The 25,325-nt window shown below is 40.5% G+C and carries 37 protein-coding genes; all 37 read right to left on the bottom strand.

All coding sequences use genetic code 11. The annotated features are described in order from the left end of the window. Positions 1-25 precede the first annotated feature (25 nt). Positions 26-391, bottom strand: a complete 366-nt coding sequence (rpsM, locus tag ACTVAI_RS03645; protein ID WP_443472383.1) for a 30S ribosomal protein S13 — start codon at positions 389-391, stop codon at positions 26-28. A gap of 20 nt (positions 392-411) precedes the next feature. Continuing rightward, positions 412-525, bottom strand: coding sequence for a 50S ribosomal protein L36 (gene rpmJ / locus ACTVAI_RS03640; RefSeq protein WP_062470716.1), 114 nt, complete (start codon positions 523-525; stop codon positions 412-414). 34 nt (positions 526-559) lie between these two features. Further along, positions 560-778 (bottom strand): translation initiation factor IF-1, encoded by a 219-nt coding sequence (gene infA / locus ACTVAI_RS03635; protein ID WP_062470719.1) that lies wholly within the window; start codon positions 776-778, stop codon positions 560-562. Positions 779-917: 139 nt separating this feature from the next. Further along, complete coding sequence (locus ACTVAI_RS03630; protein ID WP_443472384.1) at positions 918-1,568, bottom strand: adenylate kinase; 651 nt, start codon at positions 1,566-1,568, stop codon at positions 918-920. Positions 1,569-1,625: 57 nt separating this feature from the next. After that, complete coding sequence (gene secY / locus ACTVAI_RS03625) at positions 1,626-2,921, bottom strand: preprotein translocase subunit SecY (RefSeq protein ID WP_443472385.1); 1,296 nt, start codon at positions 2,919-2,921, stop codon at positions 1,626-1,628. Continuing rightward, positions 2,921-3,361 (bottom strand): 50S ribosomal protein L15, encoded by a 441-nt coding sequence (gene rplO / locus ACTVAI_RS03620; protein ID WP_443472386.1) that lies wholly within the window; start codon positions 3,359-3,361, stop codon positions 2,921-2,923. The genes secY and rplO overlap by 1 nt, the downstream gene beginning before the upstream one ends. 33 nt (positions 3,362-3,394) lie before the next feature. Next, complete coding sequence (gene rpmD / locus ACTVAI_RS03615) at positions 3,395-3,577, bottom strand: 50S ribosomal protein L30 (RefSeq protein WP_443472387.1); 183 nt, start codon at positions 3,575-3,577, stop codon at positions 3,395-3,397. A 14-nt stretch (positions 3,578-3,591) separates the two neighbouring features. Next, entirely contained in the window at positions 3,592-4,092 is a 501-nt protein-coding gene (rpsE, locus tag ACTVAI_RS03610; protein WP_443472388.1) for a 30S ribosomal protein S5, read from the bottom strand. Positions 4,093-4,112: 20 nt separating this feature from the next. Next, positions 4,113-4,478: a 50S ribosomal protein L18 gene (rplR, locus tag ACTVAI_RS03605; protein ID WP_443472389.1), complete on the bottom strand. Its 366-nt coding sequence runs from the start codon at positions 4,476-4,478 to the stop codon at positions 4,113-4,115. A gap of 45 nt (positions 4,479-4,523) precedes the next feature. After that, positions 4,524-5,060: a 50S ribosomal protein L6 gene (gene rplF / locus ACTVAI_RS03600; protein ID WP_443472390.1), complete on the bottom strand. Its 537-nt coding sequence runs from the start codon at positions 5,058-5,060 to the stop codon at positions 4,524-4,526. Between the two features lie 45 nt (positions 5,061-5,105). Further along, positions 5,106-5,504: a 30S ribosomal protein S8 gene (rpsH, locus tag ACTVAI_RS03595; protein ID WP_443472391.1), complete on the bottom strand. Its 399-nt coding sequence runs from the start codon at positions 5,502-5,504 to the stop codon at positions 5,106-5,108. Between the two features lie 33 nt (positions 5,505-5,537). Next, entirely contained in the window at positions 5,538-5,723 is a 186-nt protein-coding gene (locus ACTVAI_RS03590; RefSeq protein ID WP_076768503.1) for a type Z 30S ribosomal protein S14, read from the bottom strand. A gap of 19 nt (positions 5,724-5,742) precedes the next feature. Next, positions 5,743-6,282, bottom strand: coding sequence for a 50S ribosomal protein L5 (gene rplE / locus ACTVAI_RS03585; RefSeq protein ID WP_443472392.1), 540 nt, complete (start codon positions 6,280-6,282; stop codon positions 5,743-5,745). Positions 6,283-6,309: 27 nt separating this feature from the next. Beyond that, the gene (rplX, locus tag ACTVAI_RS03580) at positions 6,310-6,618 is read right to left on the bottom strand and encodes a 50S ribosomal protein L24 (protein ID WP_443472393.1); all 309 of its coding nucleotides are present in this window, start codon (positions 6,616-6,618) and stop codon (positions 6,310-6,312) included. A 33-nt stretch (positions 6,619-6,651) separates the two neighbouring features. Then, positions 6,652-7,020, bottom strand: a complete 369-nt coding sequence (gene rplN, locus ACTVAI_RS03575; protein ID WP_443472394.1) for a 50S ribosomal protein L14 — start codon at positions 7,018-7,020, stop codon at positions 6,652-6,654. A gap of 42 nt (positions 7,021-7,062) precedes the next feature. Beyond that, positions 7,063-7,329 carry a 30S ribosomal protein S17 gene (rpsQ, locus tag ACTVAI_RS03570; RefSeq protein WP_443472395.1) on the bottom strand — a complete coding sequence of 89 codons (267 nt, stop codon included), beginning with the start codon at positions 7,327-7,329 and terminating at the stop codon, positions 7,063-7,065. 24 nt (positions 7,330-7,353) lie between these two features. Next, the gene (gene rpmC / locus ACTVAI_RS03565) at positions 7,354-7,551 is read right to left on the bottom strand and encodes a 50S ribosomal protein L29 (RefSeq protein ID WP_443472396.1); all 198 of its coding nucleotides are present in this window, start codon (positions 7,549-7,551) and stop codon (positions 7,354-7,356) included. Beyond that, on the bottom strand, positions 7,541-7,975 hold the full coding sequence (rplP, locus tag ACTVAI_RS03560; RefSeq protein ID WP_443472397.1) for a 50S ribosomal protein L16: 435 nt from the start codon (positions 7,973-7,975) through the stop codon (positions 7,541-7,543). Before rplP ends, rpmC begins: the two co-directional genes overlap by 11 nt. A 3-nt stretch (positions 7,976-7,978) precedes the next feature. Beyond that, positions 7,979-8,635 (bottom strand): 30S ribosomal protein S3, encoded by a 657-nt coding sequence (rpsC, locus tag ACTVAI_RS03555; protein WP_443472398.1) that lies wholly within the window; start codon positions 8,633-8,635, stop codon positions 7,979-7,981. A gap of 3 nt (positions 8,636-8,638) precedes the next feature. After that, on the bottom strand, positions 8,639-8,995 hold the full coding sequence (rplV, locus tag ACTVAI_RS03550; protein WP_443485893.1) for a 50S ribosomal protein L22: 357 nt from the start codon (positions 8,993-8,995) through the stop codon (positions 8,639-8,641). Positions 8,996-9,015: 20 nt separating this feature from the next. Next, the gene (rpsS, locus tag ACTVAI_RS03545; RefSeq protein ID WP_443472400.1) at positions 9,016-9,297 is read right to left on the bottom strand and encodes a 30S ribosomal protein S19; all 282 of its coding nucleotides are present in this window, start codon (positions 9,295-9,297) and stop codon (positions 9,016-9,018) included. A 48-nt stretch (positions 9,298-9,345) separates the two neighbouring features. Next, on the bottom strand, positions 9,346-10,176 hold the full coding sequence (rplB, locus tag ACTVAI_RS03540; protein ID WP_443472401.1) for a 50S ribosomal protein L2: 831 nt from the start codon (positions 10,174-10,176) through the stop codon (positions 9,346-9,348). Positions 10,177-10,220: 44 nt separating this feature from the next. Further along, positions 10,221-10,508, bottom strand: a complete 288-nt coding sequence (rplW, locus tag ACTVAI_RS03535; RefSeq protein ID WP_443472402.1) for a 50S ribosomal protein L23 — start codon at positions 10,506-10,508, stop codon at positions 10,221-10,223. Beyond that, complete coding sequence (gene rplD, locus ACTVAI_RS03530; protein WP_443472403.1) at positions 10,508-11,131, bottom strand: 50S ribosomal protein L4; 624 nt, start codon at positions 11,129-11,131, stop codon at positions 10,508-10,510. The genes rplW and rplD overlap by 1 nt, the downstream gene beginning before the upstream one ends. 27 nt (positions 11,132-11,158) lie before the next feature. Continuing rightward, on the bottom strand, positions 11,159-11,794 hold the full coding sequence (gene rplC / locus ACTVAI_RS03525) for a 50S ribosomal protein L3 (RefSeq protein WP_443485892.1): 636 nt from the start codon (positions 11,792-11,794) through the stop codon (positions 11,159-11,161). A gap of 53 nt (positions 11,795-11,847) precedes the next feature. Then, positions 11,848-12,156: a 30S ribosomal protein S10 gene (gene rpsJ, locus ACTVAI_RS03520; protein ID WP_166063120.1), complete on the bottom strand. Its 309-nt coding sequence runs from the start codon at positions 12,154-12,156 to the stop codon at positions 11,848-11,850. Between the two features lie 328 nt (positions 12,157-12,484). Further along, positions 12,485-13,498 carry an RnfABCDGE type electron transport complex subunit D gene (locus ACTVAI_RS03515; protein ID WP_443485891.1) on the bottom strand — a complete coding sequence of 338 codons (1,014 nt, stop codon included), beginning with the start codon at positions 13,496-13,498 and terminating at the stop codon, positions 12,485-12,487. Positions 13,499-13,503: 5 nt separating this feature from the next. Continuing rightward, positions 13,504-14,826 carry an electron transport complex subunit RsxC gene (gene rsxC / locus ACTVAI_RS03510; protein WP_443485890.1) on the bottom strand — a complete coding sequence of 441 codons (1,323 nt, stop codon included), beginning with the start codon at positions 14,824-14,826 and terminating at the stop codon, positions 13,504-13,506. A 129-nt stretch (positions 14,827-14,955) separates the two neighbouring features. Beyond that, positions 14,956-16,245, bottom strand: coding sequence for a mechanosensitive ion channel (locus ACTVAI_RS03505; RefSeq protein ID WP_443485889.1), 1,290 nt, complete (start codon positions 16,243-16,245; stop codon positions 14,956-14,958). 141 nt (positions 16,246-16,386) lie between these two features. Next, positions 16,387-16,923: a general stress protein gene (locus ACTVAI_RS03500; RefSeq protein WP_443485888.1), complete on the bottom strand. Its 537-nt coding sequence runs from the start codon at positions 16,921-16,923 to the stop codon at positions 16,387-16,389. A gap of 179 nt (positions 16,924-17,102) precedes the next feature. Continuing rightward, a complete protein-coding gene (gene tuf, locus ACTVAI_RS03495; protein WP_443472407.1) occupies positions 17,103-18,290 on the bottom strand; it encodes an elongation factor Tu in 1,188 nt (395 codons plus the stop codon). A gap of 130 nt (positions 18,291-18,420) precedes the next feature. Next, positions 18,421-20,508, bottom strand: a complete 2,088-nt coding sequence (gene fusA / locus ACTVAI_RS03490) for an elongation factor G (RefSeq protein WP_443485887.1) — start codon at positions 20,506-20,508, stop codon at positions 18,421-18,423. A gap of 64 nt (positions 20,509-20,572) precedes the next feature. Further along, complete coding sequence (gene rpsG, locus ACTVAI_RS03485) at positions 20,573-21,043, bottom strand: 30S ribosomal protein S7 (RefSeq protein ID WP_443472409.1); 471 nt, start codon at positions 21,041-21,043, stop codon at positions 20,573-20,575. Between the two features lie 46 nt (positions 21,044-21,089). Beyond that, a complete protein-coding gene (gene rpsL / locus ACTVAI_RS03480) occupies positions 21,090-21,512 on the bottom strand; it encodes a 30S ribosomal protein S12 (RefSeq protein WP_443472410.1) in 423 nt (140 codons plus the stop codon). Positions 21,513-21,787: 275 nt separating this feature from the next. Then, positions 21,788-23,263 (bottom strand): lysine--tRNA ligase, encoded by a 1,476-nt coding sequence (gene lysS, locus ACTVAI_RS03475; RefSeq protein WP_443472810.1) that lies wholly within the window; start codon positions 23,261-23,263, stop codon positions 21,788-21,790. 198 nt (positions 23,264-23,461) lie between these two features. Beyond that, complete coding sequence (locus ACTVAI_RS03470; RefSeq protein WP_443485886.1) at positions 23,462-24,337, bottom strand: PLP-dependent cysteine synthase family protein; 876 nt, start codon at positions 24,335-24,337, stop codon at positions 23,462-23,464. Between the two features lie 15 nt (positions 24,338-24,352). After that, positions 24,353-25,231: an Hsp33 family molecular chaperone HslO gene (gene hslO, locus ACTVAI_RS03465; RefSeq protein WP_443472412.1), complete on the bottom strand. Its 879-nt coding sequence runs from the start codon at positions 25,229-25,231 to the stop codon at positions 24,353-24,355. Positions 25,232-25,325 lie beyond the last annotated feature (94 nt).

The raw sequence follows: 25,325 nt of genomic DNA, 5'->3' as shown, positions 1-25,325 counted from the left end.
AGTTTTAACCTCCTTCACTTAATTATTATTTTTTCTTACCAGCGATTGCTTTTGCGCGTCCCTTACGAGTGCGAGCGTTGTTCTTAGTATTTTGACCACGAACAGGCAATCCACGACGGTGACGAATTCCTCTGTATGAACCGATTTCCATCAAACGTTTGATGTTCAAATTCACTTCACGACGTAGGTCACCTTCGATTTTTAATTTGTCAACTTCTGCACGGATACGATCTAATTCATCGTTTGTTAAATCGCGTACACGTGTTTCTTCAGAAACTTCTGCAGATGCAAGTACTTGCTTAGCAGTTGTACTACCGATTCCGAAAATATAAGTTAATGAGATAACGATGCGTTTATCACGCGGAATATCTACCCCAGCGATACGAGCCATAAATTGGCACCTCCTTGTTATTATCCTTGGCGTTGTTTGTGTTTAGGATTTTCGCAAATCACCATAACACGGCCGTTTCTGCGAATGACTTTACATTTCTCGCAAATAGGCTTTACTGATGCTCTAACTTTCATTCTAAAATTCCTCCTTTTAAATGATGGAGTGGCATTATTTGAAACGATATGTGATACGGCCGCGTGTTAAATCGTACGGTGATAATTCAACCGTTACTTTATCACCTGGTAGAATGCGGATGTAGTTCATCCGGATTTTGCCTGATACATGCGCGAGCACAATATGGCCGTTTTCAAGTTCTACCTTAAACATTGCGTTTGGCAAAGTTTCAGCGACTATTCCTTCAATTTCAATGACATCATCTTTCGCCATCTATATACCTCCTCACATTCTGCTGACCTGATTGAGTATGACTTGTCTTTGCATTTATTTTACACTAACTGCTACATTATACCATAACGACAAGCTTTTGCAAAGAAAATACTTATATAAAACAAGTACTTTTTTCAGATCAATCGATGATGTTTTGGACTTCAGAAAACACGTTCTCAATTCCAATTTCACCATCTACAGTGTGAAGCAATCCTTTATTAGAGTAATACGCTAATATTGGTGCAGATTGTTCTTGGTTGATGCGAATACGATTTTCCACTGTTTCAGGTTTGTCATCTTCTCTTTGGTACAAATCTGTACTGCCGCATTTATCGCAAACACCTTCCACTTTTGGTGGATGATTTACTTTGTGATAAGTAGCGCCACAATTACGGCAAATAATACGACCTGTCAAACGAGACATTAGTACTTCGGGATTCACATCAATGTTAATGACCGCGTCGATCTCACGACCTAAGTCAGTCATAATTTGATCCAAAGCATCAGCTTGGTCCATTGTTCTTGGAAATCCATCAAGTAAAAAGCCATTTTTTGTATCTTCTTCTTGCAAACGTTCTTTAACAATCCCGTTTGTCACTTCATCAGGAACTAACTCGCCTTTATCCATAAAGGATTTAGCTTCAAGTCCTAATTGCGTTTCATTTTTGATTGCTGAACGGAACATATCACCAGTCGAAATGTGGGGAACCCCATATTTCTCAATAATACGCTCTGCTTGTGTTCCTTTCCCAGCACCGGGAAGTCCAGTAATAATTAGGTTCTTCTTCATGTCCTCGTCTCCTTATGCAAGCGCAAGATGCTTGTGGGGAAAAACCCCACATACAGCTTACTTTTGAATAAATCCTTGATAATTGCGTTTCACCATTCGACCTTCAACTTGTTTAGCAGTATCCAATGCGGTACCAACAACGATGAGAAGGCTTGTTCCCCCTAGAGCTAGTGAGTCTGGGAGATTCCATAATGCCGAAGCAATGATAGGCAACAGGGCAATCAAGCCGAGGAACAAAGCACCAACTGTACTTAAACGCATCAGCATACCCGTAATGTAATCTTCTGTACCTTTTCCGGGTCTTACACTTGGGATGTAAGCTCCAGATTTTTGTAAATTTTCTGCCATTTTTTCAGGATTAATCTGAATCAAAGCATAGAAATACGTAAAGGTTACAATCAAGATTGTATAGATTACAGCACCGATTGGCTCACGGAAGTTAAATAATGTATTTAACACGTTATACCAAGTCGCTTCACTATGGTTCGCTGCAAAAAATCCAAGGATTGTCTGCGGCGTCATCATGAAGGAGCTGGCGAATATTACCGGAATAACTCCAGCAGAGTTAATCTTTAATGGTAAATGCGCCGCTTGATTGGAACCAGTAGCTCTTTTTGAATATTGGATCGGAATTCTGCGTTCCGCTTGTTGAATAAACACAACAAAAATTACCAGCAATACCATTGCGATTAGCAACGCTACTGCGAAGATAATGTTTGAGGTTAGCTTATCTCCTGCATCAGCAAATCGATCTTGGTAGAATGTCACCAAATCAGCAGGAATACGAGCAACAATACCGGAAAAGATAATAAGAGAAGTCCCATTTCCAATCCCGTGCTGCGTAATGGAGTCACCAATGAAGATGACAAACATTGAACCAGCAGTCATTATCAAAGCGATAATGAGATAAGTTGTGATTCCCGGGTCTCTGATCAAGCCCAAATTGGACAATTGATTGAAACCGATCGAAATACCAATTGATTGCACGAATGCAAGAAATACAGCCAAGTATTTAGTTACTTGATTCAACTTTCTTCTACCGACTTCCCCTTGCTTGGACCATTCCGTGAATTTCGGAATAATGTCCATTTGCAATAGTTGAACTACGATAGAAGCAGTAATATATGGCGAGACACCCAAAGCGAAAATCGAATACTGACTCAGCGCTCCACCACCGAATGTGTTCAGCAAGCTGAACAATCCGGTTGATGCTAGATTTTGAATGGCTGCCGCGTCAACACCTGGAACGGTGATGTGTGTTCCGATACGGAATACAATCAACATTGCCAAAGTGAAGAAAATTCGGCTTCTAATGTCTTTTGTCTGAAATGCTTCTTTCAGAAGTTTAAACATTAGATCACCTCAACAGTTCCACCTGCAGCTTCAATAGCTTCTTTCGCTGCTTCGGAGAATTTATGAGCTTTAACAGTCAATTTCTTCTCTACCGCACCTTTAGCAAGAACTTTGATGCCGGATTTTTCGTTGCGAACAACTCCGCTTTCAACAAGCAAAGCTGGTGTAACTTCTGTACCTTCTTCGAAACGGTTCAATGTATCCAAGTTAACAACTGCGTAGTCTTTACGGTTGATGTTTGAGAAACCACGTTTTGGAATACGACGGAACAATGGTTGTTGTCCACCTTCAAAACCTAGTCTAACTCCACCACCTGAACGAGCTTTTTGACCTTTGTGTCCACGTCCAGCAGTTTTACCATTACCGGATGAAGAACCACGGCCAACGCGGTTGCGTACTTTACGAGAACCTTCTGTAGGTTGCAATTCATGAAGTTTCATATTAAATGGGCACCTCCTTCATTTTTGATTCTATTATTTAACTTCTTCTACTTCAATTAAGTGGCTGATTGTATTAACCATACCGTTGATAGCTTCGTTAGCTGGTTTAACAACTGATTTATTGATTTTAGTCAAACCCAAAGCTTTTGCAGTATCTTTTTGGTTTTGAGGACGTCCAATCAAGCTACGCTTTAAAGTGATCTTTAATTCTGCCATTATGTGTATCCTCCTTAACCTAAGATTTCTTCTACGGACTTGCCACGTAATGCAGCAACATCCTCAGCTTTTTTCAATTGTGTCAAACCATCAACAGTAGCGCGAACCATGTTGATTGGCGTGCTTGATCCTAGAGATTTAGATGTAATGTCCGCAATACCTGCCAATTCGATGATAGCACGTACAGGACCACCCGCAGAAACTCCAGAACCGGATAGAGCTGGTTTCAACATTACGTTACCGCCGTTGAAACGACCAATAACGTGGTGAGGGATTGTTGTTCCAGTAATAGGAACTTCAATCAAGTTTTTCTTAGCAGATTCGATAGCTTTACGAATTGCTTCAGGAACTTCGTTTGCTTTACCAGTACCAAAACCAACGTGTCCGTTTTTATCTCCGACTACTACTAAAGCAGCGAAACGTAAACGACGTCCACCTTTAACAACTTTAGTAACACGATTAATCGCAACAACGCGATCTTCTAATTCTAAATTAGTTGGGTCAATAAATACCATGTGTGGTTATCCTCCTTTTCCTAGAAATCTAGTCCATTTTCACGTGCAGCTTCAGCTAATGCTTGTACACGGCCATGGTATAGATATCCACCACGGTCAAATACGACTTTCTTCAAACCTTTTTCAAGACCGCGTTCAGCAATCAATTTACCTACAACTGCTGCACTGTCTGATTTAGTAACATTTTCAGTTACATCTTTTTTGCTAGAGGCACTTGCCAGCGTCACACCCGCTACGTCATCAATTAATTGAGCGTAGATGTGTTTGTTAGAACGGAATACGTTCAAGCGTGGGCACTCTGCAGTTCCAGAAATTTTTCTTCTTACACGTGCATGTCTGGACTGACGTGTTTTATTTTTATCTGGTTTATTAATCACAATTGTCACCTCTTTATATGGATTGGTTATGCTGCAAAAAGGAATAACTGGTTATTATTTACCAGTTTTACCTTCTTTGCGGCGGATGATTTCGTTAGAGTATTTAATACCTTTGCCTTTGTATGGCTCTGGTGGACGTACGCCACGAATGTTAGCTGCTAATGCGCCAACGTGTTCTTTGTTGTAACCAGATACGATAATTTTCGTATTTGAAGGAACTTCAACAGTTACGCCTTCTTCTGGAGTGAACTCTACTGGATGAGAGTAACCAACGTTCAATACAAGTTTGTTTCCTTGTAGTTGAGCACGGTAACCAACACCGACTAGATCAAGTTCTTTTTTGAATCCTTCAGATACACCAACAACCATGTTGCTGAACAAAGCACGTGTTGTACCATGAATAGATTTTGTGAACTTTTCTTCGTTAGAACGAGAGAAAGTTGCGATATTGCCTTCGATATTCATTGTAATCAAGTCACTGAATGTTTGAGTTAATTCGCCTTTAGGACCTTTAACTGATACAGTGTTTCCCTCTTGAGTTACGGTTACGCCAGCTGGGATTTCGACTAGTTTATTACCAATACGACTCACAGGGCTGCACCTCCTTTAGTTTTTAGAATATAGTAGAAATTTGTATTACCAAACGTAAGCTAATACTTCTCCACCAACGTTTTTAGCTCTTGCTTCTTTATCAGTTACTACACCTTCTGATGTAGATACGATAGCGATTCCTAGTCCGTTCAATACACGGGGAACTTCGCCAGTTTTAGCGAAAACACGCAAACCTGGTTTAGAGATGCGTTTCAAGCCTGTGATAACGCGTTCGTTGTTAGCACCGTATTTCAAGAAAACACGGATAACGTTTTGTTTGTCATCTTCGATAACTTCGTAGTTTTTGATAAATCCTTCATTTTTAAGGATTTTAGCAATTTCCAATTTCATGTTAGAAGCAGGAACTTCCAAGCTTGCATGGCGAACCATGTTAGCGTTACGAATACGAGTTAGGAAATCTGCGATTGGGTCTGTCATAACCATTAACTTTTACCTCCTTCTTACGGGTATGGCTGATTACCAGCTTGCTTTCTTCATGCCAGGGATTTGTCCTTTATAAGCTAGTTCACGCAAACAAATACGGCACAATTTGAACTTGCGGTAAACAGAATGTGGACGGCCACAACGTTCACAGCGTGTATACTCTTGAGTTGAGAACTTAGCTGGACGTTTGTTTTTTGCGATCATTGATTTCTTAGCCACTTATCTTTGCTCCCTTCGCTTATTTTTGGAATGGCATTCCAAGTTGTGTCAATAATTCTTTTGATTCTTCATCAGATTTTGCAGTTGTTACGATAACAATATCCATACCGCGAACTTTATCAACTCTATCATAGTCGATTTCTGGGAAAATCAATTGTTCTTTAACGCCTAGTGTGTAGTTTCCACGTCCATCAAAAGAACGTTTGCTGATACCACGGAAGTCACGTACACGTGGTAATGAAACAGTAACTAGTTTGTCTAGGAAATCGTACATTCTTTCGCCACGTAGAGTAACTTTTGTTCCAATAGCCATACCTTCACGTAGACGGAATGCAGCGATTGATTTTTTCGCGTGAGTGATAACTGGTTTTTGACCAGAGATCAATGTTAGTTCTTCAACAGCTTTTTCTAAAGTTTTAGCGTTAGCAACTGCATCACCAACACCCATGTTGATAACAATCTTTTCAACTTTAGGTACTTGCATCACTGAAGTATATTCAAATTTTTCCATCAATGATGGTGTAATTTCTTTAGTGTATTTTTCTTTCAATCGGTTCATTTAACGAAATCCTCCCTTCTTCAATAATTAGTCGATAATTTCGCCAGTCTTCTTAGCGAAGCGAACTTTTTTACCGTCTTCAACTTTGTAACCAACTTTAGTAGGTTCACCAGTTTTAGGGTCGATTAGCATCACGTTTGATACGTGAACGGAAGCTTCTTCTTCAAGAATGCCACCAGTCAAATTTGTTTGTGAAGCTTTACGGTGCTTCTTAACAATGTTGATGCCTTCTACGATGACACGGTCTTTCTTAGGCAAAGTTTTTAGGACAACGCCTTCTTTACCTTTGTCTTTACCAGTAATGATTTTAACTTTATCGCCAGTTTTTACGTGCATGAGTTGTTGCACCTCCTTCAATAATACGGTTTGTTATAACACTTCTGGAGCAAGGGAAACAATCTTCATGTAGTTGTTGTCACGCAATTCACGGGCAACAGGTCCAAAGATACGTGTTCCACGTGGGCTCTTGTCGTCACGGATGATTACACATGCATTTTCATCAAATTTAATGTATGAACCATCTTTACGGTGTGCACCAGATTTAGTACGCACGATAACGGCTTTAACAACTTCACCTTTTTTGACAACACCACCGGGTGTAGCTTGTTTAACTGTTGCGACAATTACGTCGCCGATGCTAGCAAACTTGCGGCCTGAACCACCTAGTACTTTAATAGCTAGAACTTCTTTCGCACCAGAGTTATCAGCAACTTTCAAACGAGATTCTGTTTGTATCACTTCAGTTTCCTCCTTCCGGATCAGGAATAATTTCTTATTTTATTAGATAATTACGGATTCTTCAACGATATCCAGCAAACGGAAATGTTTCGTTGCTGACAACGGACGAGTTTCCATAATTTTAACGATATCACCAAGTTTAGCTTGATTGTTTTCATCATGTGCTTTGTACTTTTTAGAGTAACGCACACGTTTGCCGTATGTAGGATGTGTTTTGTATGTAGATACTTCTACAACAATTGTTTTATCCATTTTATCGGAAACAACTTTTCCTTGGTAGACTTTACGTTGATTACGTTGTTCAGTCATTTATAAGTCTCCTCCTTTGCTGAATTACTGATTTTGCAATTCTTGCTGACGCAATACTGTTTTAATGCGCGCAATTGATTTGCGAACTTCTTTAAGGCGGGCAGTATTTTCAAGTTGCCCTGTAGCAAGTTGGAATCGTAGATTGAAAAGCTCTTCTTTAAAAGCTTGTTCCTTTTCAATCATTTCAGCAGTGGATAATTCTTTGATTTCATTAGCCTTCATTCGATTCACCACCAATTTCTGTACGTTTTACGATTTTAGTTTTGATTGGCAATTTGTGTGATGCCAAACGCAAAGCTTCGCGTGCTACTTCCTCAGGAACGCCGCCAACTTCAAACATGATTTTGCCGCGTTTTACTGGAGATACCCAACCTTCAGGTGCCCCTTTACCTTTACCCATACGAACGCCGATAGCTTTGGATGTGTAAGATTTGTGAGGGAAGATTTTAATCCAAACTTTCCCACCACGTTTCATGTAACGAGTCATAGCAATACGAGCTGCTTCGATTTGACGGTTAGTGATCCATTTTGAATCAACTGCTTGCAAACCATATTCGCCGAAGACGATTTCTTTTCCGCCTTTAGCTTCTCCGCGCATTTTTCCACGGAATTCACGACGGTGTTTTACACGTTTAGGTACTAACATTGGTTATTTCCCTCCTTTCTCTGATTCTTTACGAGCTGGTAATACCTCTCCACGAGAAATCCAAACTTTAACGCCTAGTTTTCCGTAAGTTGTATCAGCTTCTTCCCATGCATAGTCAATGTCCGCACGCAATGTATGCAATGGAACAGTTCCTTCTGAATGGATTTCTTTACGAGCCATATCTGCACCGTTCAAACGACCTGAAACCATAGTTTTGATACCATGTGCTCCAGCTCTCATTGTACGTTGGATAGCTTGTTTTTGTGCACGACGGAAAGCAACACGATTTTCCAATTGTTTTGCAATTCCTTCAGCAACAAGTTTAGCGTCCAAATCAGCTCTTTTAATTTCTACGATGTTGATGTGAACACGTTTGTTAGTTAAAGCGTTAAGGTTTTTACGTAGTTTTTCAACTTCGGAACCACCTTTACCGATAACCATACCAGGTTTTGCAGTGTGAACAGATACGTTAACACGGCTAGCTGCACGTTCAATTTCTACACGAGAAACTGAAGCTTCGCTTAGGTTTTTAGCGATATATTCACGGATTTTCAAATCTTCATGCAAGAAATCAGCGAAATCTTTTTCTGCGTACCATTTAGCATCCCAGTCGCGGATAATGCCTACACGCATTCCGATTGGATTAATTTTTTGACCCACAGATTATCCCTCCTTCTTTTCTGATACCACGATAGTGATGTGGCTCGTACGTTTTAAGATTGGTGAAGCAGATCCTTTTGCACGAGGACGGAACCGTTTCATTGTTGGTCCTTCGTTAACATAAGCTTCGCTTACTACCAAGTTTTCGATGTCTAAATCATAGTTATGTTCTGCATTCGCAATAGCTGACATTAACACTTTTTCTACTGCTGGTGAAGCAGCACGTGGTGTGAATTTCAAGATGGAGATTGCTTCTCCAATGCTCTTGCCTCTGATAAGATCGACTACAAGACGAACCTTACGAGGTGCGATGCGAACAGTATTAGCAGTTGCTTTCGCAGCTGTGATTTGTTCTGCCATTATTATTCCTCCCCTCGTAATTAACGACGTCCTGTTTTCTTATCGTCTGCCGCGTGTCCGCGGTATGTTCTTGTAGGAGCGAACTCCCCTAATTTGTGTCCAACCATATCTTCTTGAATATAAACTGGAACGTGTTTTCTTCCGTCATATACTGCGATTGTTTGGCCGATGAATTGTGGGAAGATTGTAGAACGACGTGACCAAGTTTTGATAACTTGTTTTTTCTCGCTCTTAGATGCAACTTCCACTTTTTTCATAAGATGCTCATCGACGAAAGGTCCTTTTTTCAAGCTACGACTCATGGTGAAGCCTCCTTTCGAATCTCTTCGGTTTCATGTCTAATTTAATGATTATTTTTTACGTCCACGTACGATTAACTTGCTTGATTTAGCTTTCTTGTTACGAGTTTTCAAGCCAAGTGCAGGTTTACCCCATGGAGTCATAGGTGATTTACGTCCGATTGGTGCTTTACCTTCACCACCACCGTGTGGGTGATCGTTAGGGTTCATTACAGAACCACGAACTGTAGGTCTTTTACCTAACCAGCGGTTACGTCCTGCTTTACCAATGTTAATCAATTCGTGTTGTTCATTACCTACTGTACCGATTGTTGCACGGCAAGTTGAAAGAATCATACGAACTTCGCCTGAGTTCAAACGAACTAGCGTGTATTTTTCTTCTTGTCCTAAAACTTGAGCAGAAGTACCAGCTGAACGGATCAATTGACCGCCTTTGCCTGGTTTCATTTCAATGTTGTGGATGAAAGTACCAACTGGAATGTTTTTCAATGGTAAAGCATTCCCTACTTGGATATCAACATTGTCCCCTGATTCAATTTTTTGGCCAACTTGAATGCCTTTAGGTGCGATGATGTAAGTTTTAACACCGTTTGTATAATGGATTAGTGCAATGTTAGCTGTACGGTTTGGATCGTACTCGATAGCAGCAACAGTTCCAACTAGTCCGTCAGTGTTACGTTTGAAATCGATAATACGGTATGCACGTTTGTGTCCACCAGCTTGGTGACGCACTGTGATTTTACCTTGGTTGTTACGACCAGCGTGTTTGTTGTTTTTTTCCAACAAAGTTTTTTCAGGTGTTGTTTTCGTAATTTCTGCGAAATCAGAACCTGTCATATTACGACGGCCGTTTGTGGTAGGTTTGTATTTCTTGATCGCCACGTTGTTTTCCCTCCTATATATTAATGTGGGTTTTTAAATGGTTCTTATTCTTCGTCGAATAATTGAATTGCGTTTGATTTTTCAGTCAAAGTCACAATTGCTTTACGGCGTTTTTTAGTATAACCGGAGTAACGGCCCATACGTTTAAGTTTACCGCGAACGTTCATAATGTTAACTTTCTCAACTTCTACATCAAACAATTTTTCAATTGCTTGTTTTACGTGAGTTTTGTTAGCACGAACATCTACTTCAAAAGTATATTTCTTGTCGTCCATTACCAGCATTGAAGCCTCAGTAATCACTGGACGTAGAATAATATCATGTAATTCCATTATTGAAGTGCCTCCTCTACTTTAGAAAGAGCAGCTTGTGTTAGAACCACTTTGTTGTAAGATACGATATCCAAGACATTCAATCCGTCTTCTCCGATAACTTTTACAGTTGGAAGATTACGTGCAGCCAATGCTGCGAAGTCGTTGTCGTTTTCTAGAACTACCAATACTTTGGAGTCAACATTTAAGTTAGTTAACACTTTTGCGAATTCTTTTGTTTTTGGTGCATCGAAAGCTAATTGGTCAACTACAATCAAGTTTCCTTCAGCAACTTTTTCTGAAAGAACTGATTTAAGAGCTAAGCGACGAACTTTCTTGTTTAGTTTATATTTGTAAGAACGAGGTGTTGGTCCAAAAACCACTCCACCGCCAACCCATTGTGGTGAACGGATAGATCCTTGACGAGCACGACCTGTTCCTTTTTGACGCCAAGGTTTACGACCGCCACCGCGAACTGCACTACGGTTTTTAACAGCGTGTGTTCCTTGTCTTAATGAAGCACGTTGCATAATGATTGCATCAAATACAACACTTTCGTTTGTTTCAATTCCGAAGATTTCTTCGTTTAAAGTTACTTCGCCAATTGTTGTTCCATCTTGTTTAAATAGGCTTACGTTAGGCATATTTCTCGTTCCTCCTTTCTATGATACTTATTTAGCAGCTTTACGAGCTGAACGAATTTCAATCAATGATTTTTTAGATCCAGGTACGTTTCCTTTAATAAGGATTACGTTTTTCTCTAGGTCGACTTTAACAATTTCAAGGTTTTGGATTGTAATACGATCCCCACCCATTTGTCCAGCCAATTTTTTGCCTTTGAATACGCGTGACGCATCAGAAGCAGATCCCATTGAACCAGGACGACGGTGGTAACGAGAACCGTGAGACATTGGTCCACGAGATTGTCCGTGACGTTTGATTACGCCTTGGAAACCGTGTCCTTTAGATGTACCAGTGACATCAATGATGTCGCCTGCTTGAAATACATCTACTGTAATTTCTTTCCCTACTTCGTACTCTCCCAGCTCAACATCTTTGAATTCCTTAATGAAGCGCTTAGGAGCAGTTTTTGCTTTTGCTGCATGACCCTTAGCAGGTTTGTTTGACAATACTTCACGTTTGTCTTGGTAACCTAATTGAACTGCTTCGTATCCGTCAGTTTCTACAGTTTTAACTTGTAGAACTACGTTAGGAGTAGCTTCAATAACTGTTACTGGTACTAATTCACCATTTTCAGTAAAGAATTGTGTCATACCTACTTTTTTGCCTAAGATTCCTTTGGTCATGGTAACACCTCCGTTGTTTTATTAGTTTTTTTATTATTTGGGTTAACGATAAATTATAGTTTGATTTCGATGTCTACGCCAGATGGTAGATCCAATTTCATCAAAGCATCAACAGTTTTGCTTGTTGGGTTAATGATGTCGATCAAACGTTTATGAGTACGCATTTCGAATTGTTCACGAGAATCTTTGTATTTATGTGGTGAACGAATTACTGTGTACAAGTTTCTTTCAGTCGGCAATGGAATTGGACCTGAAACAGACGCTCCTGTTCTTTTTGCCGTTTCCACGATTTTATCTGCTGATTGATCTAGTGCACGATGCTCGTAAGCTTTCAAACGAATACGAATCTTTTGTTTTGCCATGTTATTTCCCTCCTTCGTCAAATGTAAATCATAAGACTAGCTCCACGAAAATTTCCGGCCTCACCCGCCGTGGCAAAGCGTCCGGGCGTGTCGCAACCTCTCGTTTCTTAGCTAGGTCCCTTATACAGGGTACCCATGTGTTATTGCTTCTGCAATTTCACACTTGATTAGTATACAGGTTCCTGAAAATAAATGCAAGTCATTTTCTGAAAAAAATCCTATATTTTTTTATTTTTTTGCGAGTAACAGATTTTGTTAGTTTTCCAACAAAAAAGAGACTATTTTCTACCACTAGAAATAATCTCTTCCTATTTATATAAGTTATGCTTTATCCTTTTGTCACTTTTTGACGAATTGGAGTATTATTTTTCAACCTGCTTCGGTGGCCATATATGCGGGGGGCAAGATGACGATCAATCAGTGGCGAGCAAGCATTCATTATCAGAATAGCAAATCCTACTCCGCCCGGAAAACTAAACACAATACGGATGATTCCCGTTAGCAAACCCGCACCTATGGCAAAAACAATTTTTCCATCAGGAGTTAATGGTTGCGAACTATAATCTGTTACCATATATGTTGCTGCAAAGATCGCTGTTCCTGACAATACATGGGTCATAAAATATGTAAAACTAAAATCTCCATAAACCGCAGTCACAGTAGCCAATGACATTATGTATATAATCGGTAGGTACGGTGATATAATTCTGCGACCTATCAAATATAGCATGCCCATTATTATCATCAACTTGGAAGTCTCCCCTACCGGTCCCCCCAAATCAATCCCCAGAAATAACTTCCCTAATTCAGGGACATCCCCTGGAACCGTGTTACTAAAATTCCCTATGAACGATAATGGTGTCGCAGTTGAAATTAAATCCGGTCCAGGCAGCACCCAGTTCGTTATCCAGGGTGAGAAGAACAATTTTAACATTACCCTTGCAGCAACAGCCGGATTCAATATATTCCGTCCGATACCACCTGGTAGCTGCTTAACAAAGATAATTGCAAACAAACACCCTATCACTATTGTCCATAATGGGGCGGTGACCGGTAAACTGAGCGCAATCAACAAACCCGTTACGGCTGCACTATTATCGTTGATAGTTATCTTTTTGTTAGTTGCTTTTTGGTAAATATACTCTGCCAGAATTGAAGTAGCAATACCTACCATAGCCATCAAAAGGACTCGCCAACCAAAGAAATACACACCAGCCACCAGTGGGAACAACAATGCTATAAGAACTTGATTCATTATCCATTGCGAGGTGCGACTTACATATAAATGCGGAGATGGATTTCTCTTTAATTCGGATAAACCGTTTTTTGTCACAGTGGTCATTTCTCTCACCCCGTATTCCTTGCTTTAATAGCAATCTTTGCACTACGGATATTATCCAATAATGGAATCTTGGATGGACAAATGAAGGAGCAATTGCCACATTCAATACAGTCCATGGCTCCTAAACGTTCTGCTTCCTCTATGTCTCCCCGTTCAAAGGCATTATTTATAAGTATGGGTTGTAAAGAAACAGGGCAAACATTTAAGCACTCCGAGCATCGAATACAATCAGTTTGGTTCTCCCTGATGGCCTCTTCCGGTTCCAGAAAAGTAATTACTGACGATCCTTTCGTGATGGGAACCTCGGCTGATTTTAATGCTATCCCCATCATCGGACCACCGTGCAACATTTTACCTGGCTGTGAAATAAAGCCACCACATTCTTCAATCAAAGCGTTAATGGGTGTACCAATACGTACTCTTAAGTTCTTGGGAATTTGGAGCGAGTGACCTGTTACCGTGGTAATTCGTTCTGTCAACGGTTTACCAAGATGGACAGCTTCATAAATCGCATTAGTTGTCGCAACATTCGTAACGAACGTGCGTACATCTGCTGGTAATCCACCTGATGGAACCTCCCGACCGGTGATATTTTCTATTAACACTTTTTCTGCACCTTGTGGATACATGGTTGGGAGGACTATTAAAGTCATATGCGGATATTTTTTCATTTTTTCGATTAAAGCTGTCTCGCAGTCAGGTGTGTCAGCTTCCAGTGCGATAAATACATTTTTGGCACTCATAATATCCTGAACGATTTTTGCTCCTTCAACAATGCCTTCCGCATGCTCGATCATTAAACGATGGTCACTAGTAGAATAAATCTCACATTCCGCTCCATTGATTATGATGGTGTCAATAGGTTTTGTTTTATTGGGCTTTGCCTTGAAATGGGTAGGAAATGTCGCACCGCCCATCCCCACTATACCCGCTTTTTGAATGATAGATAATTTATCCTCAGTTGTGAGTTCATCTTGACTAACATTAATAGCTTCTTCTCTAGCGTCTTGGTAATCATTCTTAATGATTATACACTCACCAGGTCCACGCATCGTTTCACGCGTGGAAATCGCAACAACCTCACCAGAAACAGAAGAAATAACATGTGCGGAAATACCATCCTGCGCTTTAGCTAAAAGTGTCCCTATTTTAACTTTATCCCCGATTTCCACTATTGGTTCTGCTGGTTTACCTATGTGCATCGCTAAGGGGAAAATCAAAATCTCAGGAACTTTTGCTTTTTCAATTGGTTTATTTTCGGTTGTTTTCTTTCTCTCCTCAGGAAAAATACCTGCCTGCTTTCGCATGAAGCTGAAATGAATCTTCATTATTTCATCAACCTCCTTCACATAAAGTATGGTAGCGTTTTCTATATCTGTTTTTACTATAACAAATTTAAAAATGAAGTTAAAGAAAAACCCCAACATTTTCGTTGGGGTTTTGTAAAAATGTGACAATTATTGGAACGGATCCATTTTTTTCTCTGCTTCCGTTTTGTTTGCTGTACCTGGCATCTTGTTTGCTTCTTCTTGGATTTTGCGGTCAAAACGATCCAATTGGTGTTTAGCAAAGTCCCGTCCGCCTAAACCAAATGCTAAAGCGAAAGCGACTGCCAAACCACCGATAACAAATAGGAAAGCTGTGTTGACAATACTTGATGCAAATTCTAATTGATCAAGTGTCATGAAAACTGCCATCACATAAACGATGTATTTAACGATTTCACCAGTCAATTGGCTTCCAGTTGAATCCTTGATGAAGGACGATAATGCATTTCCTCCGAAGATTCCAATCCCTAAAATCACGATGGCAATCAAAACGGATGGTAGATATGCAATGATCGCAATACCGATTCTATTGAGAATCTCAAGGTTCAGAACGTTCAACGCTTCAACAACGAAGAATATCATTAAAACTGTTTGAACGATGCGCGTAATGATTGTTGATAACTGCATCTGTGGCGAATTTTTAGATAAATATCTAGAGTACTTATTGATACCGGAACTCGCCAACAGGCCTTCTAGTAAATCACCTAACAATTTGGCAATTAATCCTCCGGCAATCAATAAGATGATCGCAACGAGAACGTTAGGTATTGCTGCTAAAACTTGATTTAAGACATTTACAATTGGTTCGGAAATTGATCTAATTTCCAATGTTTCAAGCGCAATTGTAATAACTGGTATAAGAATTACCACAAATACTGTATTGGCCAAAACGCGGGCAATCGTGAAACGATTGCTTTCTACTTCAGCAACAGACGTTTGACCTGTTTTTTCAACATACTTTTTCAAATAACGGTCGATGTTGACTGTTTCCAACAGATTTTGGACAAGTTCTTTAACGAACTTAGCAACAAAGTACCCGATAGCCAAAATGACAATTGCGGCGAATAGCTTAGGCAAGAATGCCAAGAAGCCATCAAACATGTTCGTGATCGGAACAGCGATGTTGGATAGTCCGATTCGAGCGAGGATACCTGGAATAAAGAATAACCAAATCAGATAATAAAGAACTAAACCGATTGACTCAATCATCCGATCACCATCATCAGATGTATTTACTACACCCCACTTCATCAATTTCTGATTAAAGTTGATGGCGTGCAATCCTTTAGTAACACCTTTTTTTACTAAAGTAGCAAGAACCCAAGCTAGTACAAGTAGCAAAATGGCGCCTAATATACTCGGGAGAAATGCAACAAATGATGTCCAGATACCTTCCAATGAATTTGTAAATTGATTCATGGCTTTCTTCCTCCTTAAATAATTTTAATAAATACTTAATACAAGTTTATTGTAACGAAAAAATAAATGAAAATGAAATAATAACCCTTTATCTAAAAAGCATCAGGAAGAATAAATTCCTGACGCAAGTATTAACATCCATTATGGAAGATTGCGCGGATCGCGGTCTACGAAATCATCATTTTCTAACGGAGGATCTGTTCTCATATCATTCGTCGTTAGGTCCGGTGTTGTTGCATTTCGCATATTATCATTTCTCATAAGTGGATCCGTCGGCACATTGTCTTTTAGAATTGGATCAGTCGGGGGAATATGTCTACCATCATCATCTTCTACCAATACCACAACCTTGCCAGCAGCTAAGTCGTTTCGATATTCTTGTAAAGGATCATCGACATCTTCCATAGTTGGATCACTGTAGCCTTCATCTGTGTACTCATTAAAAGTGAAAGCATCTTTTAATTTTTCCCAGAAGGAACGCTCATCGTCCCTCATCTCTTCTTTAGCTTCTTCGGTGGAAACCACTTCAGCGTCCATAGTGAACGGTATCGAATTTCTGACGGCCTTGTCCGCTACGACTTCGATATCATCACGTCCATAGCCTTGATCTTTTAGCCTTTCGACTTCCCTCATCGCTTCGTCGACACTTACATACGTTCCTACTAATCTTTTACTCATGAAGATTACCTCCTTGGTTATTAAAAGTTTAAGCTCCTGGAACACTTTTAGTATAGCGAGTATTCGACTCCGTTTGCAAGCGATACCACTTAGTTACCCTTTTCGCTTTCATAGAAAAATGCACAAAAAAAGAAAGCAAAGAGCGAACTCTTTGCTTTCTTTTGGAATTAGCGAATGAATTATCCTTCGATTGAAGAAACAACGCCGGATCCAACTGTACGTCCACCTTCACGAATTGAGAAACGAGTTCCGTCTTCAATAGCGATTGGGTGAATCAATTCTACAGTCATTTTAACGTTATCCCCAGGCATAACCATTTCCACGCCTTCTGGCAATTGAACAACACCAGTTACGTCAGTTGTACGGAAATAGAATTGTGGGCGGTAGTTAGTGAAGAATGGAGTGTGACGTCCACCTTCTTCTTTAGACAATACATAAACTTCAGCAGTGAAGTTAGTATGAGGTGTGATTGTACCTGGTTTAGCAAGTACTTGACCACGTTGGATGTCATCACGTTGCACACCACGTAGCAATGCACCAATGTTGTCGCCAGCTTCAGCGTAATCCAACAATTTACGGAACATTTCAACACCAGTTACAGTTGATTTCATAGTTTCTTCTTCAATACCAACGATTTCGATTTCATCGCCGACTTTGATTTGTCCACGTTCAACACGACCTGTAGCAACAGTACCACGACCAGTGATTGAGAATACGTCCTCAACTGGCATCATGAATGGTTTGTCAGTGTCACGAGTTGGAGTTGGGATGTAAGTATCTACAGCTTCCATCAAGTCCAAGATTTTTTGTTCGTATTCTTCAACGCCTTCAAGAGCTTTCAAAGCAGAACCTGCGATAACTGGAGTGTCATCACCAGGGAAGTCGTATTCTGACAATAGGTCACGAACTTCCATTTCTACCAATTCAAGCAATTCTTCGTCGTCAACCATATCCATTTTGTTCAAGAAAACAACGATGTATGGAACACCAACGTTACGAGACAATAGGATATGCTCGCGTGTTTGTGGCATTGGGCCGTCAGCAGCAGATACTACCAAGATAGCACCGTCCATTTGAGCAGCACCAGTGATCATGTTTTTAACGTAGTCCGCGTGACCTGGGCAGTCCACGTGAGCGTAGTGACGGTTAGCTGTTTCGTATTCTACGTGAGAAGTGTTGATAGTGATTCCACGTTCTCTTTCTTCTGGAGCGTTGTCTACTGAAGCGTAGTCAACTGCTGCTCCACCGAAGTGTTTTGCCAAAACAGTTGTGATTGCTGCTGTTAGAGTTGTTTTACCGTGGTCAACGTGTCCAATAGTACCAACGTTAACGTGTGGCTTGGAACGGTCAAATTTTTCTTTTGCCATTATTGATTTCCTCCTCGAAAAGGGTGTTTTTATTTTTTATAGACTTCTGCAATTTCAGAGTCGCCTAACAATATAAAGTATACCGATTGCGACCCAAAATTGCAATATTTCAAACTAGTTAAGGAAATGATTACTCAGCGTTTTTACCACTTTTAGCAATAATTTCTTCTTGTATAGCTTTAGGAACAGCTTCATAATGATCAAATGTCATTGTAAATGTTCCACGTCCTTGTGTAGCGGAACGAAGTGTTGTTGCGTAACCGAACATTTCTGACAAAGGAATAGTTCCTTTAACGATTTGTGCGTTACCACGTGCAACCGTACCTTCGATACGTCCACGACGTGCACTTACGTGTCCCATAACATCTCCTAAATATTCTTCAGGAACTGTTACTTCTACAGCCATCATTGGTTCCAAAATAGCAGGGTCAGCTTTCTTAGCAGCGTTACGCAATGCTAGGGAAGCAGCAACCTTAAATGCTGTTTCAGAAGAATCGACGTCATGGTAAGAACCATCATATAGTTTAGCCTTAACGTCAACCAATGGATAACCAGCAAGAACACCGTTTTCCATTGAGTCTTTCAAACCTGCTTCAACTGCTGGAATGTATTCACGAGGAACAACCCCACCAACGATAGCATTTTCGAATTCAAAGCCAGCGCCTTCTTCGTTAGGTGAAAATTCAATCCAAACGTGTCCGAATTGTCCTTTACCACCTGATTGACGAACGAATTTACCTTCTGCTTGAACGCTCTTACGGAATGCTTCACGGTAAGATACTTGTGGTGCGCCAACTGTAGCTTCAACCTTGAATTCACGTTTCATACGGTCCACAATGATATCCAAATGCAATTCACCCATACCAGCGATAACTGTTTGACCAGTTTCTACGTTTGTAGAAGCGCGGAAGGTAGGATCTTCTTCAGATAGTTTTTGTAGAGCGACACCCATTTTATCTTGGTCAGCTTTTGATTTAGGCTCAATAGCAACTTCGATAACTGGTTCCGGGAATTCCATTGATTCTAGGATAATTGGGCGTTTTTCGTCACACAATGTATCACCAGTTGTTGTATCTTTCAAACCAACTGCTGCTGCGATATCACCGGAGAATACTTCGGAGATTTCGCTACGGCTGTTCGCATGCATTTGTAGGATACGTCCTACACGCTCACGTTTACCTTTTGTAGCATTTCGGATGTAAGATCCTGATTGCAATGTACCTGAGTAAACACGGAAGAATGTTAGACGACCAACAAATGGGTCTGTCATAACTTTAAATGCTAGAGCTGAAAACGGCTCTGAATCATCTGAATGAACAGCAATTTCTTCGTCAGTATCAGGAATTGTACCTGTAATAGCAGCAACATCAGTTGGTGCTGGTAGGTAATCAATAACAGCATCCAACAATAGTTGAACACCTTTGTTCTTGAACGCTGATCCACATAGTACTGGATAGAACTCAACATTGATTGTTGCTTTACGGATTGCAGCTTTTAACTCAGGAATTGAAATCTCTTCACCTTCAAGGTAACGTTCCATCAATTCTTCGTCTGTTTCTGCAACAGCTTCGATCAATTTTAGGTTCCATTCTTCAGCTAGTTCTTGGTACTCAGCTGGAATGTCTTCTTCGTGGTAATCAGTACCATCTTCAGAGTCATAAATTTCAGCTTTCATTTCTACCAAGTCAATGATACCCGTGAAGTTATCTTCAGCTCCAATAGGTAATTGGATTGGGTGAGCATTAGCTTGTAGACGTTCATGAAGCGTACCATTTGAGTACAAGAAGTCAGCACCAATTTTGTCCATTTTGTTAATGAAAACAACACGAGGAACACCGTATGTAGTTGCTTGACGCCAAACTGTTTCAGTTTGAGGTTCAACACCAGATTGTGCATCCAACAATGCTACTGCACCATCAAGAACACGTAGAGAACGTTCTACTTCAACCGTGAAGTCCACGTGACCAGGAGTATCGATGATGTTTACACGATAGTCTCTCCATTGTGCTGTTGTTGCAGCAGAAGTAATTGTAATACCACGTTCTTGCTCTTGTTCCATCCAGTCCATTTGCGCCCCACCATCGTGAGTTTCACCAATTTTATGGATTTTACCAGTGTAATAAAGGATACGTTCAGTTGTCGTTGTTTTACCAGCGTCAATATGAGCCATAATCCCTATGTTTCTTGTTTTATCAAGAGTGAATTCTCTTTTTCCCATCTGCTTCATACACCTCTTTCAGTTAGTATTTTACAAACTATACTTTACATGAAATGGGTAGATATTACCAACGATAGTGAGCGAAAGCTCTGTTAGCGTCTGCCATTTTATGTGTGTCTTCACGTTTCTTAACTGAAGCACCTGTATTGTTTGCTGCATCCATGATTTCTTTAGCTAATCTTTCTTCCATGGTATCTTCACCACGTAGACGAGAGTAGTTAACTAACCAACGTAGTGCTAGAGCTGTACGACGTTCTGGACGAACTTCAACAGGCACTTGGTAGTTAGAACCCCCTACACGACGAGCTTTTACTTCCAAAACAGGCATGATGTTTTTCATAGCTTGTTCATAAACTTCAATTGGTTCATTACCAGTTGATTCTTTGATGATGTCAAATGCATTATATAAAATAGTAGCTGCTTTTCCACGTTTACCATCAACCATCAAGCGGTTGATTGTGCGAGTAACCAATTTAGAGTTGTAAATTGGATCTGGCATTACTTCACGTTTAGCGACTGGACCTTTACGAGGCATACTGACTCCTCCTTTCTCGAATATATTAATTTTTTAGGTTTTTAGATTATTTTTTTGCTGCTTTAGGTTTTTTAGCACCGTATTTAGAACGTGATTGCATACGACCGTTTACACCAGCTGTATCCAAAGCACCACGAACGATATGGTAACGAACCCCTGGTAAGTCTTTTACACGTCCACCGCGGATAAGTACCACGCTATGTTCTTGTAAGTTGTGACCAATACCTGGAATGTAAGCTGTCACTTCTAGAAGGTTTGACAAACGTACACGCGCATATTTACGCAAAGCCGAGTTAGGTTTCTTAGGAGTCATAGTACCAACACGCGTACATACACCACGTTTTTGAGGTGAGTTAGTGTTAGTAGCTGATTTCTTGAAGCTATTATATCCTCTTCCCAAAGCAGGAGAGTTAGATTTTTCAATAGCAGATTTACGAGGTTTGCGAACTAATTGATTAATTGTAGGCATTATTTTTCCTCCTTCCTCAATTCATAATTTTTCTTGGTCCACACATCCAGGTGGTCCATTTTTGTTAAAAAATAAATAATCGAATAGAAATTCGACTTTACAAGTGTGTGTGAATGGATGCCGTCAGTCAGCACGACTGAAGTTTGCTTTCAGGAAACTGCGCATAAATTCACCTTTGCAATAATAACACGAAAAAATAGGTTCGTCAACAAAACCTGAAACTTTTTTTACAAAAAAAACTGCCACTTCACGTGACAGTCTTTTTAAGGTGACTATTAGCCTTCAATGTTACGCATAGTTGGGAATAGTAAAACGTCACGGATTGATTGGCTGTCTGTTAACAGCATAACCATCCGGTCGATACCAATTCCTAAACCGCCTGTCGGTGGCATACCATGTTCCAATGCTTCAAGGAATTCCTCATCCACGCCATGCGCTTCATCGTTTCCTTGTTCTTTTTCAACAGCTTGCGCTTCGAAGCGTTCGCGTTGGTCGATTGGATCTGTCAGCTCTGTAAAGGCATTTCCATATTCTTTACCCATAATGAAGAACTCAAAACGATCAGTGAAACGACCATCTTCTTCGTTTTTACGTGCCAATGGTGAAATAGAAGTTGGATGTCCGTAAACGAATGTTGGTTGAACCAAGGTATCTTCTACAAACATTTCAAAGAACTCATTGACTACGTGGCCAAATGTCATATGTTCAGTTACTTCAACATTATGTTCTTTGGCAAGTGCACGTGCTTCCTCATCAGTCATTTCTTGCCAGAAGTCTACACCTGTTTGTTCTTTAATTGCGTCAACCATGTGTTTACGCGCATAAGGTCCTGCCATGTTCAGTTCAATGCCATCATAAGAGATGCTCGTTGTTCCTTTAACGGTTTGCGTAACTTCTTCGAACAAACCTTCTACCAATTCCATTACATCATAATAATCCGTGTAAGCCGTATACACTTCAATCATTGTAAATTCTGGGTTGTGTGTTGTATCGATTCCTTCATTACGGAAAACGCGGCCGATTTCATAAACTTTTTCCATCCCACCGATAACAAGACGCTTCAAATGCAATTCCAGTGCGATACGCATATACAATTCCATATCCAAAGCGTTATGGTGTGTGATAAATGGTTTTGCTGTTGCTCCACCTGCCAAGTTGTGAAGAACCGGTGTTTCAACTTCCAAGTATCCACGGTCATCTAGATAGTGACGGATTTCAGAAATGACACGGCTACGTGTTACAAAACGATCAAAACTGTCTTTATTACTGATTAAGTCTAAGTAACGTTGACGGTATTTTTGTTCCACGTTTGTTAAACCGTGGAATTTATCTGGTAGTGGACGCAGTGCTTTAGTCAAATGAACAAATTTAGTTGGTTTAACAGTTACTTCACCCGTATTTGTCTTCATTACTTGACCTACTACCCCAACAATATCGCCTAGGTCGGCGTGGTCAAACACGTCATAGTCCGCTTCACCGACTGTATCTTTACGGACATAGATTTGGATGCGGCCTTGGCTATCTTGAAGATGAGCAAAACCAACTTTTCCTTTTCCACGTTTTGTAACGATACGGCCTGCGATAGCCACTTCCACGTCTTGTTCTTCGATTTCTTCTTTTGATAAACCATCGTATGTGTCATGCAATTCTTGGGACAAGTGTGTCCGTTTGAAACCATTGCTGAAAGGTTCGTTCCCTTGTTCACGCAAATTTTGCATTTTTTCACGGCGGATGATTAATTGGTCATTCATTTCTTCGAGATTTTTTTCTTGACTCAAAAAGGTCACTCCGTTCTAACTTTCGTTTTCTGTCTAATCTATATTGCCAAGAAATGATTCAAATTGCAAGATGTCTGGCAAAATTATCATCATTCTTTTTGGTGAATCACCGTTTTACTGAAAAAATGTCGATGAATCAATCTGATCCATCGACATCTTACCGTCTATTCCTTAAATTGCTACAACCGTCTTTCCTCGACCAAGTCGTTTGGCAATCTCTATGGCACCTGCAATAGCAGCTCCGGTAGCATCACTAACCAACAACCCTTCTTCTCGGGCCAATCGTTCAACAATCTCGTGGGCTTCATCCGCTTTGATGCGAATCACGCCGTTATAAAGTGTTAACTCCAATAGTGGCGGAATAAAGCCATACCCCATACCTACAAGTGTATGTTCACCTTCTACCCCGCCACTCAGTGATTGGGACTCTTCTGGTTCAACAGCGAAAATTTCCACATTTGGATTTTCTGTACGTAGAGCCCGCCCTACTCCTGTCAACGTGCCGCCGGTTCCAACGGATGCAACGAAAGCATCCACCGATTTTGCACCTAAAGCGTCAATAATTTCAGGTCCCGTGGTAGCTTCATGCATCGACGGATTCCCTTGGTTGGTAAACTGAGCTAGATAATAGTAATTTTCGTTCTTGGCAATTTCTTCAGCTTTTTTGATTGCCCCTGACATCCCTTCTGTAGCGGGTGTGTACAGAAGTTCGGAACCATACTTCATGACGATGGCTTCAATAGCGGGACTCAATCCTTCCGGCGTGACCAAGATACTGCGGTATCCTTTTGTTGTAGCCAACATGGCCAAGGAAATAGCAGCATGCTGATCAACCGCGTCCACAATAGTAGAATCTGGACCTATTGCCCCTGCTTCTTCAGCTATTTCCAATAAATTCAACATCACGCGATCTTTGGAACTGCCTGCAGGGTTTTGGGACTCCAGTTTCAAATAAATAGTAGCTGCTCCTTGTGGTACAACCGATTTCAGTTGAATAAGTGGTGTTTCGCCAATTTGTGACGTCAAAGACTTGATAATCACTGCCATCCGAATTCCTCCTTACTAATTTGCGTTCAGTAATTCAGTCAACTCTTCTTCAGAATAATTGTATTTCGTTTCGCAGAATTGACAAACAACTTCTGCACCATGATCTTCTTCGATAATAACCTGCAATTCCTCTTTACCAATCGCAGCAAGGCCATTTTTGAAGCGCTCGTGTGAGCAATCGCATTTAAATTGTACTGGCATCTTTTCAATGAAATGGACATTTTCTTCCCCTACAATACGGTGTAGGATGTCTTCAGGCTTAGCACCTTTTTCCATTAAACGGGAAACAAGCGGCAAATCAGCAAGGTTTTTCTCAATGGATGCAATGGCTTGGTCTGATGCATCCGGCATTACTTGAATCATGAATCCTCCTGCCACTTTAATGGAATCATCCGTATCAACCAGCACACTCAACCCCACTGCTGAAGGAATCTGTTCCGAGTTCGCCATATAATAGGTGAAATCTTCACCAAGTTCACCACTCACAATCGGTACTTGGCCAGAGAAAGGTTCTTTTAATCCTAAGTCTTTGATAACGGTCATCGTACCTTCTGTACCCACTACTGCGCGTACATCCAATTTACCATTTTCGTTCAACGGAAGGCTAACATGAGGATTTTGGATGTAGGCTTTTACATTACCACTACCATTTGCATCGGCAATGATCCGACCACCCAAACCATTCCCATTAATAATTACCGTCATTTTTTGATCGCCTTTCAAACCTGTTGTTGCAACCAACAGTGAGCCGACCATTGTTCTTCCTAATGCTGCTGAAGATGCACTCCACGTATCATGGCGTCTCTGCGCTTCGGCAACCGTTTCTGTTGCGTCAAGAGCGTAAACCCGGAATTGACCTTCGTAAGCCAATCCTTTAATTAAATAATCCGACATTATATACCTCCAAAATTGCGATTCTATATTTATTTTACTATAGGCCGAACAAATAAAAAACATATCCGCTCGATTCAAAAATAAATGGAGCTGG

This window comes from Jeotgalibaca sp. A127 (genome assembly GCF_052266745.1).
Taxonomy (GTDB): Bacteria; Bacillota; Bacilli; order Lactobacillales; family Aerococcaceae; genus Jeotgalibaca.
Note: the sequence above shows the minus strand (reverse complement) of the source record. Positions and strands in the feature narration are given on the sequence as shown.